Below are 15,166 nucleotides of genomic sequence, written 5' to 3'. Positions count from 1 at the left end.
CCCAAAAAAATGCTCTTCGTTGGTTTCGCCCGCGCACACTGCGGGCTTTTTTTGCGCGTGCTGCGTTCAACTATCTAAAGCCTTAAGTGCCTGTGCGTTGCCTAGGCTCGGTGTTTTCCTCAATCAAGAAAACATCATGGCCTCACTCAACCACATCCCCGACCCAGAAGATCCGGAGATCGCTGCTCAAGCAACGCTTCAGGGTATGCGCAGTCAGCTGACCCGGCGAATCAACGCTCACGCCCATCCAAGCCGCCTGATCAATCAGATTGCTTTTGCCGAACTGCGCTGCGTCGAGGTAATAAAGGTGCTTGGAAGGCTGATAGCGCGCGCGCCAAAAGTTTTGTGGGTGATCCGCGACGAGCTACGCAAAGAGTTTGAAATAGACCCGGACAGCCTGCTGTTCACCGTGCCCAAACCACCAGCAGAACCCCAGAAAGTCGACAGCCTGACTGATCGGGCGCTGCTGTCACTGGCCTTGCCCGCAGTGCCGATCAACCTGAATCAGTTCACTGCCCTGAGCGTCAAGGGTGACCCGACTCGCCAGTTGCCTTATACGCCGTTGCAAGTGCTGCAGCGAGTTATCGCCATGAAGCTGCAAGACAGAATTGCCTGGTCGGCCACGCCTTATTGGGACGCGCTGCAGCCCGGTTCCTCGCAAACACGCAGGGGGTATTGGGCAGAGCTGCACGCCGAACTCTTCGCTGACCGGGCTTTTATGGCGCAGCAATTGGACGAGCTGTCGAGTGCCGGGATGGCTCTGCTTCAGGCCCTGATCGACGCACCCAGTGCTGGGGCGCGCCAGCGAGCAGGGGGCGATTGGGCCACTGTGCGAGCGAGTTCGTTGATGTGGCCGGGTACGCCTGCGGTTGCAATTCCCGGTGCATTGCATATCTACCGTGAAGGCGATCCTGATGGTGCACCGCATGTGATTTACCTGCCGGGTGTGGTGCGCAATTTCTACGAGTACCCGTCCTTCTTCGACCTGCAATGCGGTTTGGTAAAGTTGGCCAGTGAGTCACTGTTCGACGAACTCTGGCAATGCCTGCCGTTAGAGCGCCGACATGAGTTGTGTCGGCCTACGGACCTGACCCCCGCGTTAAGCGTGGATCGCGGTTCGACAATCTCCGGTGATGCGCTGGCGATGAGCGCGCAAGCGTTGCTGGAAGGTCAATGGGAAAACGAGCTGGCCTGTGCGCTGGCGATCAATCACGCACACGTGTTTTCTCCAAAAAAGCCGCGACCTCAACCGCTGACCGCTGTGCCTTTTCTGCGTTTTATCGAGCGTGCAAGGAAGCAACTGGTCGGTAAAGTCCGGCTTGGGACCCTCCTCTATCAATTGCTCAAGTGGGACGAGCAGCGACGACGCGCAGAAATTATCTTTGCCAGCACCGCGCCCGGCCTGGCCCTGCTCACCGCAGAACAGCAGGTCAAACGCTACGAAAAAGGTCTGCTCGCACTATTCAACGCCGATGACCTGAGCGTCGAGACTGCAGCGCTTGAGGAATTTGTGGTGTTTGAGAACCAACTCAAAGCGCATAAAGAAGCGTTGAATTCGCTGATTAACGGTGCACAGCAGCGGCTCTACGATATGCCTTTTTGGATTGAGCGCCCAACCGGTGCGCACAAACGTTATGCCTTGTTCCTGCGTGCCCATGTCGAGGCCCTGCGCTGTGAGGTTCAGTTGCAACACCGGCTCAAGCTGATACCCACTGCACATCGGGACTTGGTGATGGAGGTCGTGGAGCGGCTGTCGGCATCCAAATACGTGGGCGGTAAAGCCCAGGTGTTTTCGGTCTCTGTGGGCAGCGTGCAGGCTGCCTTCTACCCGCTTCATAACGTTTGGGTAGTGGCTCGGGCGACGGCGATGAAGCACCCGTCCCGTGGGGTTCCGGTCGCGCTGTATGCATTCGGGCAATATGGCGGGCTGAAGGCTTTTTCAGGCCTGGACGCTTTGACCCGCGGTCTGAAAGCCAGCCTCGGGAGCAGTGATGATTCGGTCCTGTGGGGCTGTATAGAGCACGATAAGCGTCACGACTTACGTGACCATGCCCGGCGTGAAACCCTGACGGTGCGCTATGAACCCATTGAGGGGAACCCTGCGACGGTTTCTTTCAAACACTTGATGGCCTACTACTTTCGCTTGAACAAGCGCATTGAGGGTACTGCCGGTCTGTTCAATGAGGTAAAAGATGCCGAGCTCAGCCGTTTGTTGCTATTGGCTGAGCTGGACGCGCACTTGAAGATTCCCGACAGTCCCGCCTTGAACCAGGCTCAGGCCAACATTGATCTTCTGCGCAAGGCTGCGCTTGAGGCAAAAAAATTGCCACAGTGGTTAGCGGGCGCAACACCTGCCCAGCTTAAACACTTCAAGCGCTTGCAGCGCCGGTACCTGAGCAGCGCCTTTGCCTCTGAAAGCCTGCTTGAACGCGCTCTGAGTGACTTGGAAACGTTCGCCCGCCGCAAGTTGATCGCCCGCTTAACCGAGGATGGTTTCTACCCGGAGCTGGACATCGACAAGCCCCTGATCACGATGCCGGATGATGTCAGAGGCAGCTTCTGCGGTAATCAAAGCCACTGCACGCCGGGTGATCGCGGGCAGGTCCTGACCCCAAGTACTCAAACCACAACCTTCAGCATGTTGCAGCTGGCGTTGCATAATCTTGATCCGCAAGCACCCTGGGTGCCTTGGCGATTGAATCGAGCACGCTATCTGCAACCGCAGTGGAAGCAACGGCTGAACAAGGACTATCTGATCAAGACAGTCTCCTCGCTGGATATCGGCGGAAACTACAACACGCAGATCAACCACACCTTCTACCCCACGGTTAAAACCAAACCGAGTTCGGATGCAGTTCGCATTCCTGCGCTGATCAATCGCACGCTGGATGAATGCGCGCACATGCAGCTTTTTTCGGCGGTTCAACAAGGGCTAAGCACCTTTGCACAGAGCCTGTTCAGCACGGCGATGGCGGCGCGAACGCCTGAGGACCTGCTGAAAAACGGGTATGATTTGAAGTTGTCCGTCGTTCATCTGGCGGCGCACACGATGCAGCATGATCGCTATATCTCAGGGATCGTGGTCATGCAGGATCAGGGCAGCGGGCGCTGCGTAGTTTACTGGCCTGCTGCGCCGCATGCCTTGATCATCACCGAGTACATCAGCGTGGCGATGGCGCGGGTAGAACTCAGTCGCGTTGCCGCTTCGGCTGACCTTGTAAAGTTACTGGCGCGGCAGGTAGCGCCCGGTTGGGCATTTGACGCAATCATTCATGACGTCGATGAAGCAGGAGAGCCTGGATGGCTTTCTGTCATGCCGGATGCTTATTATTTCGAAGGTAAGTGGAGGCTCCCTGGTTTTATTCGCTCCTTCAGCATTACACATCTGCAACCGACGCCAGTGCTCGATGAGATCGAAAAACTGATCCGCGAGCAAATTGCCAGTAACCCGTCAAACTGGCTGGCGATCGTTCCCATATCCCACAGTGAACCCAGGGCATTGCTGTATTACGCCAATGTGCTGGATTTGCAACGCCGCACTCAAGCTGCGAGTAATTCCGGCAAGGTGCTGGATGAGTATCGTGTCCGCCGCCTTGCGGAGCAGACTGATAGCAGCCTGCGAGCGCTCATATCGTTTTTCTTTCCGTTATTTGCGCTGGCTAACTCCTTTTATGAATTGCTGATTGTGGCACGACGTTTTCACCGTTTCGCAGACCCCAGTGATGTCGTGGATATTGTGTTTATGACCCAGTATCTGGTGTTCGATTTGTGGCAGACCTTTACCCCCGGCCCCAAGGTCAGAGGCGTAGCGGCGGGTATCGTGCGGCGCCCGCTGGGGGCGGTGTTGAATCGGATACATCGTTCGCATTTCAGCCGTGGCCGAGTGCTGCGTCAGGCTGCGCCTTCTGCGGCCGCGTTAAAACCCTTGGACCGTTTCAAAGTCAAGGGCGTGCCTCCGGATGCTGTGGCGCTCAAAGGGCGTGGCAGGGAGGGCGTTTATGTGAAAGACGGTCAGCAATTTGTAACGGATGACACTCACCATTATCCCGTTTACCAACGTGATAGCGAGTCTGCGTTTCGGCTGAGAAACATGCTGAAAAGCGGTGAGGATGAGTTGGTCCTGAATATCCATCAGCCCAAGGAGTGGTTGCTGGAGGCCGATAATCCTCAACCTGGGCCCAGCTCCGGGGTGCATGACCCATGGCGCGCTCCCCGGGCGCCCTCGTCGGATTGGCAACCCCCTCGTGAGCGCATGGCGACTGAGAACCGGATTGTCCAGTCACGTACAACGGACACCCAGTGGTTGAGTTGGCGTGCTCAAGTTCACCCCCGTGACATTGTGGGCTTCCCTGCGCCTGGAGTGTTTGAGGTTGGCTCGGCTCCCAGAGGTTCTTCGCTCAATGCCAGGTTTTTGCGCGTGGCTCCTCCTTATACCGACTTCCAGGATCCGAACAGCGGTTTTTACCGGATGCTCCCGCAGGGCGACCATTCATCGTTGACCGACCTGGTGTTTATCACCCGAAATGAGCCACCGGGGCCATCCGCGCGAGCCGATATCATGCGCTGGACCAGCACTGATATTCGCGACCAGCCCATTCCCGTATCACGCCTGCCTACAGGTGAATGGCAACATCATTCGTCGCTGTTCGACAGTTCGTTGGAGCACTCTGTGGGCAGGGCCTTTCCCTCCATGACGAATGAAGCTCGAAAGTTTACCGTCATGAGAATGATTGAATTGGCGGATCCTTCCCACTCTGCCACGGCAAGCCATTTGCTCGGCATCCGCGCGACGCTGGACGAATGGCTACCCCCGCTCCCTGCGAGGAGCGGCCAAACGGACGATTTACTACGGATGTTGAGGACTAATGAACGGCGCAAGCAATATCTATACGTCGGTTTCGAAGGCAAGGCACCCGGCTTCACGCGCGTTGATTTCACGCCGCCTCATCCGTTAGACCCGAGCCTGCAATATGGTGTCGTCCCGGTCAGGACGCAGAGGCTTGAAGCGGAGCGCGCCGCCGTCAGGACCGTGCTGGAGCAGCAGGGTTACCGCGTCGAGGACCTGTCTGTGCGGCGCCCAGGGATGCGTTTCGGAGAACCCAGTATTGAATCAGTCGTTACTCATCCCCGTTCGAACACCATTTACTACGTGGCCTACCAATGGCTTGAACTGGGGCGAATGACCGTGAGAGGGAAGCTTTCGAACCGTTGGGTTCGGATAGCCATCAACTCACACCCCGACTCTCTTTTATTAAGGGCAGTTGACACCGCGATGCAGGAACAGCGCTTGGTGCGGATTGTGGCCGGCATCCAATGGCCCACAAAGGGGCGTCTCGATCCAACTGTTTATTTCGTCAAATTGACCCCTTAGCATTGATGAGTGCCATCGCACCGGCGCCGCCGAACAGTGCCGCGCTGATGCGGTTGAACCAGCTCTGGCCCGAACCGCTGCGCAAGTAACGCGCTGCGCCATGGGCACCCAGACCGTAGGCCAGCTTGCACAGCAGGTCGAGCACCGTCCAGGTGGCGATCATGATCAGCAATTGCGGCAGGAACGGTTGCTGGCTGCTGAGAAACTGCGGCAGGAAGGCTGCGAAAAACAGGATGTCCTTGGGGTTGCTGGCGCCCAACACAAAGGCTCGCCCAAACAACGCACGAAAGCGCGGTACAGACGGCGTTTGTGGGACTTCGGCGCCTTCGCTCGGCAGACGCGATTGCTGCCAGCTCTGCCAGGCCAGGTAGAACAGGTACAGCGCGCCGACAATTTTCAAGGCACTGAACAGCTGTTCCGAGGCCAGCAACAAGGCCCCCAGACCCAAGGCCGAAGCACTCAACAGGCAGATCGACGCAAACACTCCGCCCAAAAACGCCGGGTACGAGCGGCGCAGGCCGTAGTTGAGACTGTTGCTGATCATCAGCAGCGACAATGGCCCTGGAATCAGGATCACGATCAATGCGGCCCCACTGAACAGCAGCCAGGTATCCAGGTTCATCATTTGCTCCTTTTATAAAAATATGAATTTCGCAATGAAAATCGCGCACAACACCCACAGGCTGACAGAAATCTCGCGGTACTTGCCGGTGCCGGTCTTCAGCGCTACATAGGTGATAAAGCCCAGAGCGATCCCGTCGGCGACCGAGAACGTCAGCGGCATCATGATGGCAGTGACGATCGCCGGAATGCTGTCGGTAGCTTCATCCCAATTGATATGGGCCATGCTCGCCATCATCAGCATCGCTACGTAGATCAGCGCGCCAGCGGTGGCGTAGGCGGGAATCATGCCGGCCAGCGGTGCGAAGAACATCGCCGCCACGAACAGCACACCCACCGTTACAGCGGTCAACCCGGTGCGGCCACCGGCTGCCACACCTGCGGCGCTTTCCACGTAGCTGGTCACTGGCGGCACGCCAACCATGGCGCCGAACACACTGGAAGCACTGTCGGCCTTCAATGCGCGGGACAGGTTGTCGATCTTGCCGTCGGCCTTGACCAGCCCGGCCCGTTGGGCAACGCCCATCAGTGTACCGGCAGTGTCGAACATGTGTACAAAAAGAAAGGCAAATACCACGCTGATCATGCTCACATTGAACACACCCATTACGTCCATCGCCATCCAGGTCGGTGCCAGGCTCGGTGGGGTGGAGAGAATGCCGTTGTAATGCACCAGGCCCAGGCCCCAGCCGGCCAGGGTCACGGCGATGATGCTGATGAGAATTGCACCGAATACACGGTGATAACTGAGGATGGCGATCAGCAGGAAGCACACCGCCGCCAGCAGCGGGGCGGGTTCATGCAGGGAGCCGAGCTTGATCAGGGTGGCCGGGCTGTCGACGATGATGCCGGCGGTTTTCAGGCCGATCACCCCGAGGAACAGGCCCACACCTGCGCCCATGGCATGACGCAGGCTGACCGGAATACTGTTGAGCAGCCATTCTCGGATGCGTGACAGCGTCAGAATCATGAACAGTACGCCCGAGATAAACACCGCGCCGAGGGCGGTTTCCCAGTTGTAGCCCATGGTGCCGACCACGGTGTAAGTGAAAAACGCGTTCAGGCCCATACCTGGCGCCAGGCCCACCGGCCAGTTGGCGTACAGGCCCATCAACAGGCACCCCAGGGCTGCGGCGATGCAGGTGGCGACAAAGGCCGCACCGTGATCAATACCGGCGTCGGCCATGATGTTGGGATTGACGAAGATGATGTAGGCCATGGTGATGAAGGTGGTGAGGCCGGCGATCAGCTCGGTCTTCACTGTGGTGCCATGCAAGCGCAGTTTGAACAGGCGTTCCAGCCAACCGCCTTGCGGCGTGGCCAGGTCCAGCGTAGGGGCTTCGGTTTTACGGCTATCCACAGTGAGTACTCCTCAATCGTTTTATTGTTATGTCCAGCGCCGGTCACATGAGTGGGCAACAGCGCTTTGAGGTACTGGCGGGTTTGTTGACCAATAGGTCAGGAACTCGCACGAAGCGAATTATGCTTTTGTATACAAATAAAGCAAATAATGTTTTCGAATGTCTGGGCGAAAGTGGATGAAAGGCTGACTCCCAGGGGGACAGGTAGATTTATTCCGCCCGCCGCCTTGAAACATTGCCGCAATACCCGCACTTTGAGGGCGCAAGCATTCGCTCGGAATGCGCAAAGCGGCATAAGGGGAGCCCATGTACAAGGTTTATGGCGATTACAAGTCGGGCAACTGCTACAAGATCAAATTGATGCTTAGCTTGTTGGGGATCCCGTTTCAGTGGATCGATATCGACATCCTCAAGGGCGACACCCAGACCCCTGAGTTCCTGGCGAAGAACCCCAACGGCAAGATCCCGGTGCTGGAACTGGAAGATGGCACCTGCCTATGGGAGTCCAATGCGATTCTCAATTTCCTCGCCGATGGCAGCGAGTTCCTGCCCACGGAACCGCGCCTGCGCACCCAGGTATTGCAGTGGCAGTTTTTCGAGCAGTACAGCCATGAGCCGTATATAGCGGTGGCGCGGTTTATCCAGTTTTACCTGAATATGCCGCAGGACCGTCTTGAGGAATACAAGACCACCCACAAGGGCGGTTACAAGGCATTGAGAGTCATGGAGCGCCAGTTGCAAGCCACGCCGTACCTGGTGGGCGACACCTATTCGATTGCTGATATCGCGCTGTATGCCTACACCCATGTAGCCCATGAAGGCGGCTTTGATTTGGCGCCTTACCCGGCGGTGCAGGCGTGGTTGCAGCGGGTGGCCAGCCATCCCAAGCACGTGGCGATGCTGGATTGAGTTCACATTTAGAGCGATGTGCTTGTAGATAATGTGCTGTTGAGCAGTTCAAAGCAGCGCTGCGCCGCCGGGCTCAATGCCATCGCGCTGCGTGTGATCAAGCCGATCTCCCGGTTCACGCCGGGATGATCGATGTCGATTCGCTTCAATCCCTCCAGGCTGTCCGCCGCCGATTCCGGCAGCACGCTGATCCCCAACCCCTGGCGCACCAGCGCCAATACCGTCGACATGTAGTTGGCCTCCATGCCCGCATTCAGCGTCAGCCGTGTCTGGTCGAACAGTGCGTCGACCTGTTCGCGCACGCTGCTGTCACGTCCGGTAAGGATAATTGGCTGGTCGGCCAGTTGCGCCAGGGTCAGTGACCGATAGCGCGTCAGCGCATGATCCAGCGGCACAAACGCGCACAAGCGATCATTGAGCACCGGCTGAAATTGCAGGCCATGGCTCAGGCGCGCCCGTACGCCGATGCCGAAATCCACCTCGCCGTTGCGGACCTGGGCATGAATGCGATGGGCCACCAGGTCATGCAGGCGCACCTCGATCCCGGCAAAGCGCTGGCGAAACAGGCGCAAGGCCGGGGGCAGGGCGCCGGCGCAAACTGACGGCAGGGCGGCGATGGTCACCACGCCGCGACGCAAGGCTGCGAGGTCGCGTGAGCCGGTGACGATGTTGTCCAGGTCCAGCAGCAGTTTTTCCATGGGTCCGCGCGCATCCTGGCCGGCAGCGGTGATGCTCACATGGCGCGGGCTGCGGTCGAGCAGGGCGACGCCGAGCCAGTCTTCCAATTGCTGTACTTGCACGGTCAGGGCCGAAGGCGACAGGTGCAGCTCGTGGGCCGCCTTGGTGAAACTACCGGTGCGGGCCACCGCGAGGAAGGCCTGGATGTGCTGGATCGAGTTCTTCATTTTATTTTTCCGAACGTGCTAGGCCGAATATTCCAATTTACAAAGACTAACCCGCTTCCAATACTTCGGGAAAACAATAACCGGCCCAAAACGGCCACCCTGGAGTTATCCATGCTCGCAACCCTGGGCGTCATCACCATTCTCAGCCTGCTTGTCGCTGTCATGAGCAAGCGTCTCTCGCCACTGGTGGCCCTGATCGCCTTGCCGATCATCGCCGCGCTGGTCGGTGGGTTCGGCCTGCAAACCAGTGCCTTTATCATCACCGGTATCAAGAACGTCGCCCCTGTGGTCGGCATGTTTGTGTTTGCGATCCTGTTTTTCGGGATCATGACCGATGCCGGGATGCTCGACCCCATCATTGATCGCATCCTGCGCACGGTAGGGACGCGTCCTACACGAATTGTGGTCGGCACCGCGACGCTGGCGTTGCTGGTGCACCTGGACGGCTCCGGCGCGGTGACCTTTCTGGTGACGGTGCCGGCGATGCTGCCGCTGTATACGCGGCTGGGCATTGATAAACGCATCCTCGCCTGCGTGTGTGCGATGGCCGCAGGCGTCAACTTCCTGCCCTGGACCGGCCCGGTGCTGCGTTCGTCGGCGGCGCTGCATGTGCCGGTGGCCGATCTGTTCCAGCCGTTGATCCCGGTGCAGATCGTCGGGCTGATCTTCGTCTTCGCGTGCGCCTGGTGGCTGGGCCATCGTGAAGAAAAGCGCCTCGGCCTGGGCGCCGGTTCCGGCGTGGAGGCGGTGCCGCAACGGGTGCTCAGCGACGACGATATCAAGCTGCGCCGCCCACGGTTGTTCTGGGTCAACCTGATCCTGACCGTGCTGGTGATGGTGGTGATGATTGCCGGTTGGGTCGACCCGGTGGTGATGTTCATGCTCGGCACCGTGGTTGCGCTGTGCATCAACTACCCCAACGTGGACGCCCAGCGTGCGCGCATCGACGCCCATGCGAAAACCGCCCTGACCATGGCCAGTATCCTGCTCGCCGCCGGGGTGTTCACCGGCATCATGCAAGGCTCCGGCATGCTCAAGGCTATCGCCGAAGTAGCGGTGGCGCAGATTCCGGCGGGCCACGGCAAGTTGATCCCGGCGGTCGTGGGGTTCCTGTCGATGCCCCTGAGCATGTTGTTTGACCCCGACTCCTACTACTTCGGCGTGATGCCGGTGATCGCCGAAGTCGGCAAGGCGCTGGGCGTCGACCCCCTGCAAGTGGCCCAAGCCTCGTTGCTGGGCGTGCACACCACCGGTTTTCCGGTCAGCCCGCTGACGCCCGCGACCTTCCTGTTGGTGGGCCTGTGCAAGATCGAGTTGGCCGATCACCAGCGATTCACGATTCCTTTTCTGTTTGCCGCCTCGGTGTTGATGACCCTGACGGCGTTGCTCCTGGGAGTGATTTGAGATGAACACCTTGCGCATTGGCTCCGGCGCCGGCTATTCCGGTGACCGTATCGAACCTGCCGTGGAACTGGCCGAACATGGCGACCTGGATTACCTGGTCTTCGAATGCCTGGCCGAACGCACCATTGCCCTGGCACAACAGGCGCGCATCGGCGACCCGCAGGGCGGTTATGACCCGTTGCTCGCTGAGCGTATGCGCCGTGTCTTGCCCTTTGTGGGGCAGCGGGCGGGGCGTCGACGTCTACGGGTGATCACCAACATGGGTGCGGCCAACCCGGTGTCTGCGGCCATTGAAGTGCGGCGCATTGCTGCAGAGCTGGGCCTGGGTCTGAAGGTTGTCGCGGTGGTGGGGGATGATGTGCTGCACGCTTTGCCTGCCGAGCAGGTGCTGGATAACGGCCAGTCTGTTGGCTCCCTTGGCGAGCGGTTGATCTCTGCGAATGCCTACCTGGGTGTTGACGGCATTCTTGAGGCGCTGCGCGCCGACGCCGATGTCGTCATCACCGGGCGGGTGGCCGACCCTTCGTTGTTCCTGGCGCCTCAGATGTTCGAGTTCGGCTGGGCCTTCGATGATTGGCAACGATTGGGCCGGGGCACGTTGGTGGGGCATTTGCTGGAGTGCGCGGGGCAGGTCAGTGGCGGTTACTTCGCTGATCCCGGTTTCAAGGATGTGGAGAATCTGGCGCGCCTGGGCTTTCCCCTGGCCGAGATCGACGCCGACGGCAATGCGGTGATCACCAAGGTGGCAGGCTCCGGTGGGCGGGTCAGTCGCGCGACCTGCGCTGAACAACTGATCTATGAAGTTCACGACCCAGCAGCCTATTTGACCCCGGATGTGACGGCCGACTTTTCCCGGGTGGGGTTTGTCGAGGAGGGCGTGGACCGGGTGCGCGCTGAGGGGGCGAGCGGGCGTGCTCGGCCTGATCAACTGAAGGTCAGCGTCGGTTATCTGGACGGTTGGATCGGTGAAGGGCAGATGTCCTACGGCGGTCCCGGTGCTGTCGCACGGGCCGAGTTGGCGCGGGACGTGGTGCTCAAGCGCCTGGCGTTGATCGGCGTAAACATGCAGGACCTGCGCGCCGAATTGATCGGCATGGATTCATTGCACGGCCCGCGCAGCAGCGTCGAGCCTTGGGAAGTGCGCCTGCGGGTTGCCGCCCGTTGTGACGAGCGCAGCGACGCCGTGCGGGTTGGCAATGAAGTGGAGACCCTCTACACCAACGGCCCGGCCGGCGGCGGTGGGGCGAGCAAGAGCGTGCGTCAGGTGGTGGCGGTGGCGTCGTTGCTGTTGCCCCGTGAAGCGGTCAAACCGAGGATTGAAGAATGAAACTGCACAGACTGGCTCATTCCCGCACAGGGGATAAGGGCGACACGTCAAACATCTCGATCATTGCCTATCGCGCGCAAGACTACCCATTGCTGTGCGAACAGCTGACGGCCGAGCGCGTCACGGAATTTTTCAAGGATTTGCTCGAACCGCTTGCGGCCCCGGTTCGGCGTTATGAATTGCCGAATGTGCAGGCGCTGAACTTCGTGTTGCCGGGCATCCTGCGTGGCGGCGTGACCCGCTCGCTGGCGCTGGATGCCCACGGCAAGTGCCTGGGCTCGGCACTGCTGGATCTGGACCTGACAACACTGACTTAAGAACACCGCACCGCAAATGTGGGAGCAGGCAAGCCAGCTCCCACATTGACCGCAGCGTGCTTCAGACCGCAGCGAAGCGCTTGTCCAGGTAGTCGATGATAACCTTGGAGTCGTACATCCAGGTGGTCTGGCCGTTCTCTTCGATGCGCAGGCACGGCACCTTGATCTTGCCGCCTTGTTCCAGCAGGGTCTGGCGGTCCTGCTCGTTGTTCTTTGCGTCCTTCAGGGCTACCGGCACGTTCAGGCGATGCAGGGTGCGGCGGGTCTTCACGCAAAACGGGCAGGCGTGGAATTGGTACAGCGTCAGCGCCTTGGCCGCGTCGTTCACCCGCGCCTGTTGTTCGGCGGGGCGCTGCTTTTTGCGTGGGCGGGTCAGAAAATCGCCCGCGATGATGATCTGGCCGAGGCCCACTCGAAGTGCTTTGACGAACATGGCTGTTACCTCTTGCCCATAACTGAGGGGGCGCAGCTTACCTGATTTCTGCAGGCGAAAAAAAACCGGCGATGAACGCCGGTTCTTTCCTACCCAGCCCGTTACTTGATCAGGCTGAGAAATTCGCTGCGAGTGGCCGCGTTATCGCGGAACTCACCGAGCATCACCGAGGTGATCATCGACGAATTCTGTTTTTCCACACCGCGCATCATCATGCACATGTGCTTGGCTTCGATTACCACGGCCACGCCCAGGGCGCCGGTCACTTGCAGCACCGCATCAGCGATCTGGCGGCTGAGGTTTTCCTGGATCTGCAGGCGGCGCGCATACATGTCGACGATTCGTGCAACCTTCGACAGGCCCAGCACCTTGCCGCTTGGAATGTAGGCCACATGGGCCTTGCCGATAAACGGCAGCAGATGGTGTTCGCACAACGAGTACAGCTCGATGTCCTTGACCAGCACCATTTCGCTGTTATCGGAGCTGAACAAGGCACCGTTGGTGACTTCTTCGAGCGTCTGTTCATAACCGCGGCAAAGGTACTGCATCGCCTTGGCGGCACGCTTTGGCGTGTCGAGCAGACCCTCGCGGGAGACGTCCTCGCCGAGTTGGCCGAGAATCTCTGTGTAATTCTGTTCCAGGGACATGAAACTACCTGTGGGATTTTCGCAAAGCGCAAGGTTACGGTGGCGGGCACATCGCTGCAAGCCTGACGATGGCACTTTACTCGTCGCGGCCTTCGAGCATGGTGCGCTTGAGCATCACATACACCGCACCGGCACCGCCGTGGCGGGCCTGGCAGGAAGTAAAGCCGAGCACCTGGGCATGTTGACGCAGCCAGGTGTTGACGTGGCTCTTGATCATTGGCCGCTTGCCATCCAGCCGCACAGCCTTGCCGTGGGTGACGCGCACGCAGCGGATTTCGAATTTAGTCGCTTCGGCGAGGAAGGCCCACAGGGTTTCCCGGGCCTTTTCCACGTTCATGCCGTGCAGGTCGAGGCTGCCTTCGAACGGGACCTGGCCGGCCTTGAGCTTGCGCATCTGGCTTTCCTGCACACCATCTCGGGCCCACATCAGCTCGTCTTCGGGGCCGACGTCAATCACGAACTGATCCGACAGGCCATCCACGGTAGTGGCATCGCTGCGCACGGTCGCGGCCTGGCGCAGCTTGGCGATCTGTGCCCGGTCGGTCTTGGGTTTGCCGGTGTCGGCGCGGTCGTGCTTGATCGGCTTGACGCCGCGCAGCTCGTTTTTGAACAGGGAAAAATCGTCGTCTTGCATGTCAGCCTCCGCGAAGGGCGGGCAGTTTACCTAAATCGCGGCGGCCAGGGCGCAGCAAACGCTATCCAAGCGCCATCAGTCGTGCTTTTTCATCAGGTGCGAGGCGATATTCAACGACAAGGGCTGACGCATCCGCCGACGGCTGCGGCGCCATAACCATACGCCCAACCACAGCACCAGCAGGCCGATCCCCAACAGGATCGCCGAGCCGCCCGGGCTGGCATTCAACTCGCCCAGTGCCGGCGAATGCCCAAACAGGCCGGCGCCACCAGCGCCTGCCAACAACAAGCCTATGATCGCCAGCAACGCGGCAATGCCTGCCACCAGGCGCAGACGCCAGTTGCTCGGGCCCCTGGGGCGCAAGCGACGAGCATCAAAACCATCGGATATCTTCATTCCGACCTTTCCTCCAGGGTATCGGCCCTTCGACCGGACAATACACAGGTTGTTCCGGAGGGAGGGGTAAATGCGCCAAATGAAAGGGCTTTGCGGATGAGCGGAGCAATAAACACGCCGCTCAACGCCAGAATGATCAGATCAGATCTTTAGTCAGTGTGAGGGTGGCGAAGTTGTCGGCCATGATCGCCATTTCGGTGTGCTGCACATGTTCGGCGCTCAGGGTGCCGTCCTTGTAGGGCAGGTCGCGAGTGGCGCAGGCGTCTTCCACCAGGGTGCAGCGAAAGCCCAGGTTCTTGGCCGCACGCACGGTGGTGCTGACGCTGGAGTGGCTCATGAAGCCGCAGACGATCAGGTCCAGGGAGCCAAGGTCCTGCAAGTGTTTTTCCAGGCCGGTGCCGTGGAAGGCGCTCGGCAGCAGCTTGCCGATGATGGTTTCGTCACCCTCTGGCTCAAGCCCCGGGATGAATTCGCCGCGCTCGCCCTGTGGATCAAACAGACCGCCTACGGTACCCAAGTGGCGTACATGCACAATCGGGCGCCCGGCATTGCGCGCGGCGCTGACCAGTTGTTTGATATTAGCGACAGCTGCGTCCATGCCCGAGAGGGCGAGCGGGCCGCTGAGGTATTCCTTCTGGGCGTCGATGATCACGAGGGTCGCATGACTGAGGTTGGCTGCTGCGTAACCGCGACCGCTGAGTTGAAACATCGTCTTTGGAACGGACATTCTGGGGCTCCTGTGAGTGGGGCTTTTGCGACATTGTCCACTGGCTGAGCGCTTCTGTGAATCGCTACTATCGTAAGGTACGCCGTTGCTGGCGTGCAGCCATGTCAAGAGGTG

At 59.5% G+C, this 15,166-nt stretch carries 13 protein-coding genes; 5 read left to right on the top strand and 8 right to left on the bottom strand.

Features of this window, described 5'->3' with window-relative positions; all coding sequences use genetic code 11:
- Positions 1–136: 136 nt before the first annotated feature.
- Entirely contained in the window at positions 137–5,371 is a 5,235-nt protein-coding gene (locus E4P00_RS09415; RefSeq protein WP_248131262.1) for a DUF6543 domain-containing protein, read from the top strand.
- On the opposite strand, the gene E4P00_RS09410 is transcribed toward E4P00_RS09415, so the two are convergent.
- Entirely contained in the window at positions 5,355–5,993 is a 639-nt protein-coding gene (locus E4P00_RS09410; protein ID WP_032880122.1) for a LysE family translocator, read from the bottom strand. The two genes, E4P00_RS09415 and E4P00_RS09410, sit on opposite strands and share 17 nt — an antisense overlap.
- Positions 5,994–6,005: 12 nt before the next feature.
- Positions 6,006–7,352 carry an NCS2 family permease gene (locus tag E4P00_RS09405; protein ID WP_078821938.1) on the bottom strand — a complete coding sequence of 449 codons (1,347 nt, stop codon included), beginning with the start codon at positions 7,350–7,352 and terminating at the stop codon, positions 6,006–6,008.
- A 307-nt stretch (positions 7,353–7,659) separates the two neighbouring features.
- On the opposite strand from E4P00_RS09405, the gene E4P00_RS09400 reads away from it, so the two are divergent.
- Positions 7,660–8,262: a glutathione S-transferase family protein gene (locus E4P00_RS09400; RefSeq protein ID WP_032880125.1), complete on the top strand. Its 603-nt coding sequence runs from the start codon at positions 7,660–7,662 to the stop codon at positions 8,260–8,262.
- 8 nt (positions 8,263–8,270) lie between these two features.
- On the opposite strand, the gene E4P00_RS09395 is transcribed toward E4P00_RS09400, so the two are convergent.
- A complete protein-coding gene (locus E4P00_RS09395; RefSeq protein ID WP_032880126.1) occupies positions 8,271–9,167 on the bottom strand; it encodes a LysR family transcriptional regulator in 897 nt (298 codons plus the stop codon).
- Between the two features lie 111 nt (positions 9,168–9,278).
- On the opposite strand from E4P00_RS09395, the gene E4P00_RS09390 reads away from it, so the two are divergent.
- From E4P00_RS09390 to E4P00_RS09380, 3 genes are read left to right on the top strand one after another with little or no spacing between them, the layout of a single operon-like run.
- On the top strand, positions 9,279–10,571 hold the full coding sequence (locus E4P00_RS09390) for a citrate:proton symporter (RefSeq protein WP_032880128.1): 1,293 nt from the start codon (positions 9,279–9,281) through the stop codon (positions 10,569–10,571).
- 1 nt (position 10,572) lies between these two features.
- Positions 10,573–11,898, top strand: a complete 1,326-nt coding sequence (locus E4P00_RS09385; protein WP_248128952.1) for an acyclic terpene utilization AtuA family protein — start codon at positions 10,573–10,575, stop codon at positions 11,896–11,898.
- Positions 11,895–12,215, top strand: coding sequence for a hypothetical protein (locus E4P00_RS09380; protein WP_078821936.1), 321 nt, complete (start codon positions 11,895–11,897; stop codon positions 12,213–12,215). Before E4P00_RS09385 ends, E4P00_RS09380 begins: the two co-directional genes overlap by 4 nt.
- A gap of 61 nt (positions 12,216–12,276) precedes the next feature.
- On the opposite strand, the gene E4P00_RS09375 is transcribed toward E4P00_RS09380, so the two are convergent.
- The 5 genes from E4P00_RS09375 to E4P00_RS09355 all read right to left on the bottom strand — a co-directional run bounded on the left by E4P00_RS09375 (position 12,277) and on the right by E4P00_RS09355 (position 15,052).
- On the bottom strand, positions 12,277–12,648 hold the full coding sequence (locus E4P00_RS09375; protein ID WP_078821935.1) for a glutathione S-transferase N-terminal domain-containing protein: 372 nt from the start codon (positions 12,646–12,648) through the stop codon (positions 12,277–12,279).
- A 101-nt stretch (positions 12,649–12,749) separates the two neighbouring features.
- On the bottom strand, positions 12,750–13,295 hold the full coding sequence (gene folE / locus E4P00_RS09370) for a GTP cyclohydrolase I FolE (protein ID WP_005789928.1): 546 nt from the start codon (positions 13,293–13,295) through the stop codon (positions 12,750–12,752).
- 76 nt (positions 13,296–13,371) lie between these two features.
- Positions 13,372–13,929, bottom strand: a complete 558-nt coding sequence (locus E4P00_RS09365) for a Smr/MutS family protein (RefSeq protein WP_005789925.1) — start codon at positions 13,927–13,929, stop codon at positions 13,372–13,374.
- A 75-nt stretch (positions 13,930–14,004) separates the two neighbouring features.
- Positions 14,005–14,325, bottom strand: coding sequence for a hypothetical protein (locus E4P00_RS09360; RefSeq protein ID WP_248131260.1), 321 nt, complete (start codon positions 14,323–14,325; stop codon positions 14,005–14,007).
- 136 nt (positions 14,326–14,461) lie between these two features.
- Positions 14,462–15,052 (bottom strand): cysteine hydrolase family protein, encoded by a 591-nt coding sequence (locus E4P00_RS09355; protein ID WP_248131258.1) that lies wholly within the window; start codon positions 15,050–15,052, stop codon positions 14,462–14,464.
- Between the last annotated feature and the right edge of the window lie 114 nt (positions 15,053–15,166).

This window comes from Pseudomonas sp. B329 (assembly GCF_023127835.1).
Taxonomy (GTDB): domain Bacteria; phylum Pseudomonadota; class Gammaproteobacteria; order Pseudomonadales; family Pseudomonadaceae; genus Aquipseudomonas; species Aquipseudomonas synxantha_A.
This window is presented reverse-complemented; position numbering and strand designations above follow the sequence as displayed.

What these genes read in the sequence shown, in the direction of transcription:
- E4P00_RS09410 (WP_032880122.1), bottom strand. Translation starts at nt 5,993, where the DNA reads ATGAACCTGGATACCTGGCTGCTGTTCAGTGGGGCCGCATTGATCGTG.
- E4P00_RS09380 (WP_078821936.1), top strand. Translation starts at nt 11,895, where the DNA reads ATGAAACTGCACAGACTGGCTCATTCCCGCACAGGGGATAAGGGCGAC.
- folE (WP_005789928.1), bottom strand. Translation starts at nt 13,295, where the DNA reads ATGTCCCTGGAACAGAATTACACAGAGATTCTCGGCCAACTCGGCGAG.
- E4P00_RS09395 (WP_032880126.1), bottom strand. Translation starts at nt 9,167, where the DNA reads ATGAAGAACTCGATCCAGCACATCCAGGCCTTCCTCGCGGTGGCCCGC.
- E4P00_RS09400 (WP_032880125.1), top strand. Translation starts at nt 7,660, where the DNA reads ATGTACAAGGTTTATGGCGATTACAAGTCGGGCAACTGCTACAAGATC.
- E4P00_RS09390 (WP_032880128.1), top strand. Translation starts at nt 9,279, where the DNA reads ATGCTCGCAACCCTGGGCGTCATCACCATTCTCAGCCTGCTTGTCGCT.
- E4P00_RS09355 (WP_248131258.1), bottom strand. Translation starts at nt 15,052, where the DNA reads ATGTCCGTTCCAAAGACGATGTTTCAACTCAGCGGTCGCGGTTACGCA.
- E4P00_RS09375 (WP_078821935.1), bottom strand. Translation starts at nt 12,648, where the DNA reads ATGTTCGTCAAAGCACTTCGAGTGGGCCTCGGCCAGATCATCATCGCG.
- E4P00_RS09415 (WP_248131262.1), top strand. Translation starts at nt 137, where the DNA reads ATGGCCTCACTCAACCACATCCCCGACCCAGAAGATCCGGAGATCGCT.
- E4P00_RS09365 (WP_005789925.1), bottom strand. Translation starts at nt 13,929, where the DNA reads ATGCAAGACGACGATTTTTCCCTGTTCAAAAACGAGCTGCGCGGCGTC.
- E4P00_RS09360 (WP_248131260.1), bottom strand. Translation starts at nt 14,325, where the DNA reads ATGAAGATATCCGATGGTTTTGATGCTCGTCGCTTGCGCCCCAGGGGC.
- E4P00_RS09385 (WP_248128952.1), top strand. Translation starts at nt 10,573, where the DNA reads ATGAACACCTTGCGCATTGGCTCCGGCGCCGGCTATTCCGGTGACCGT.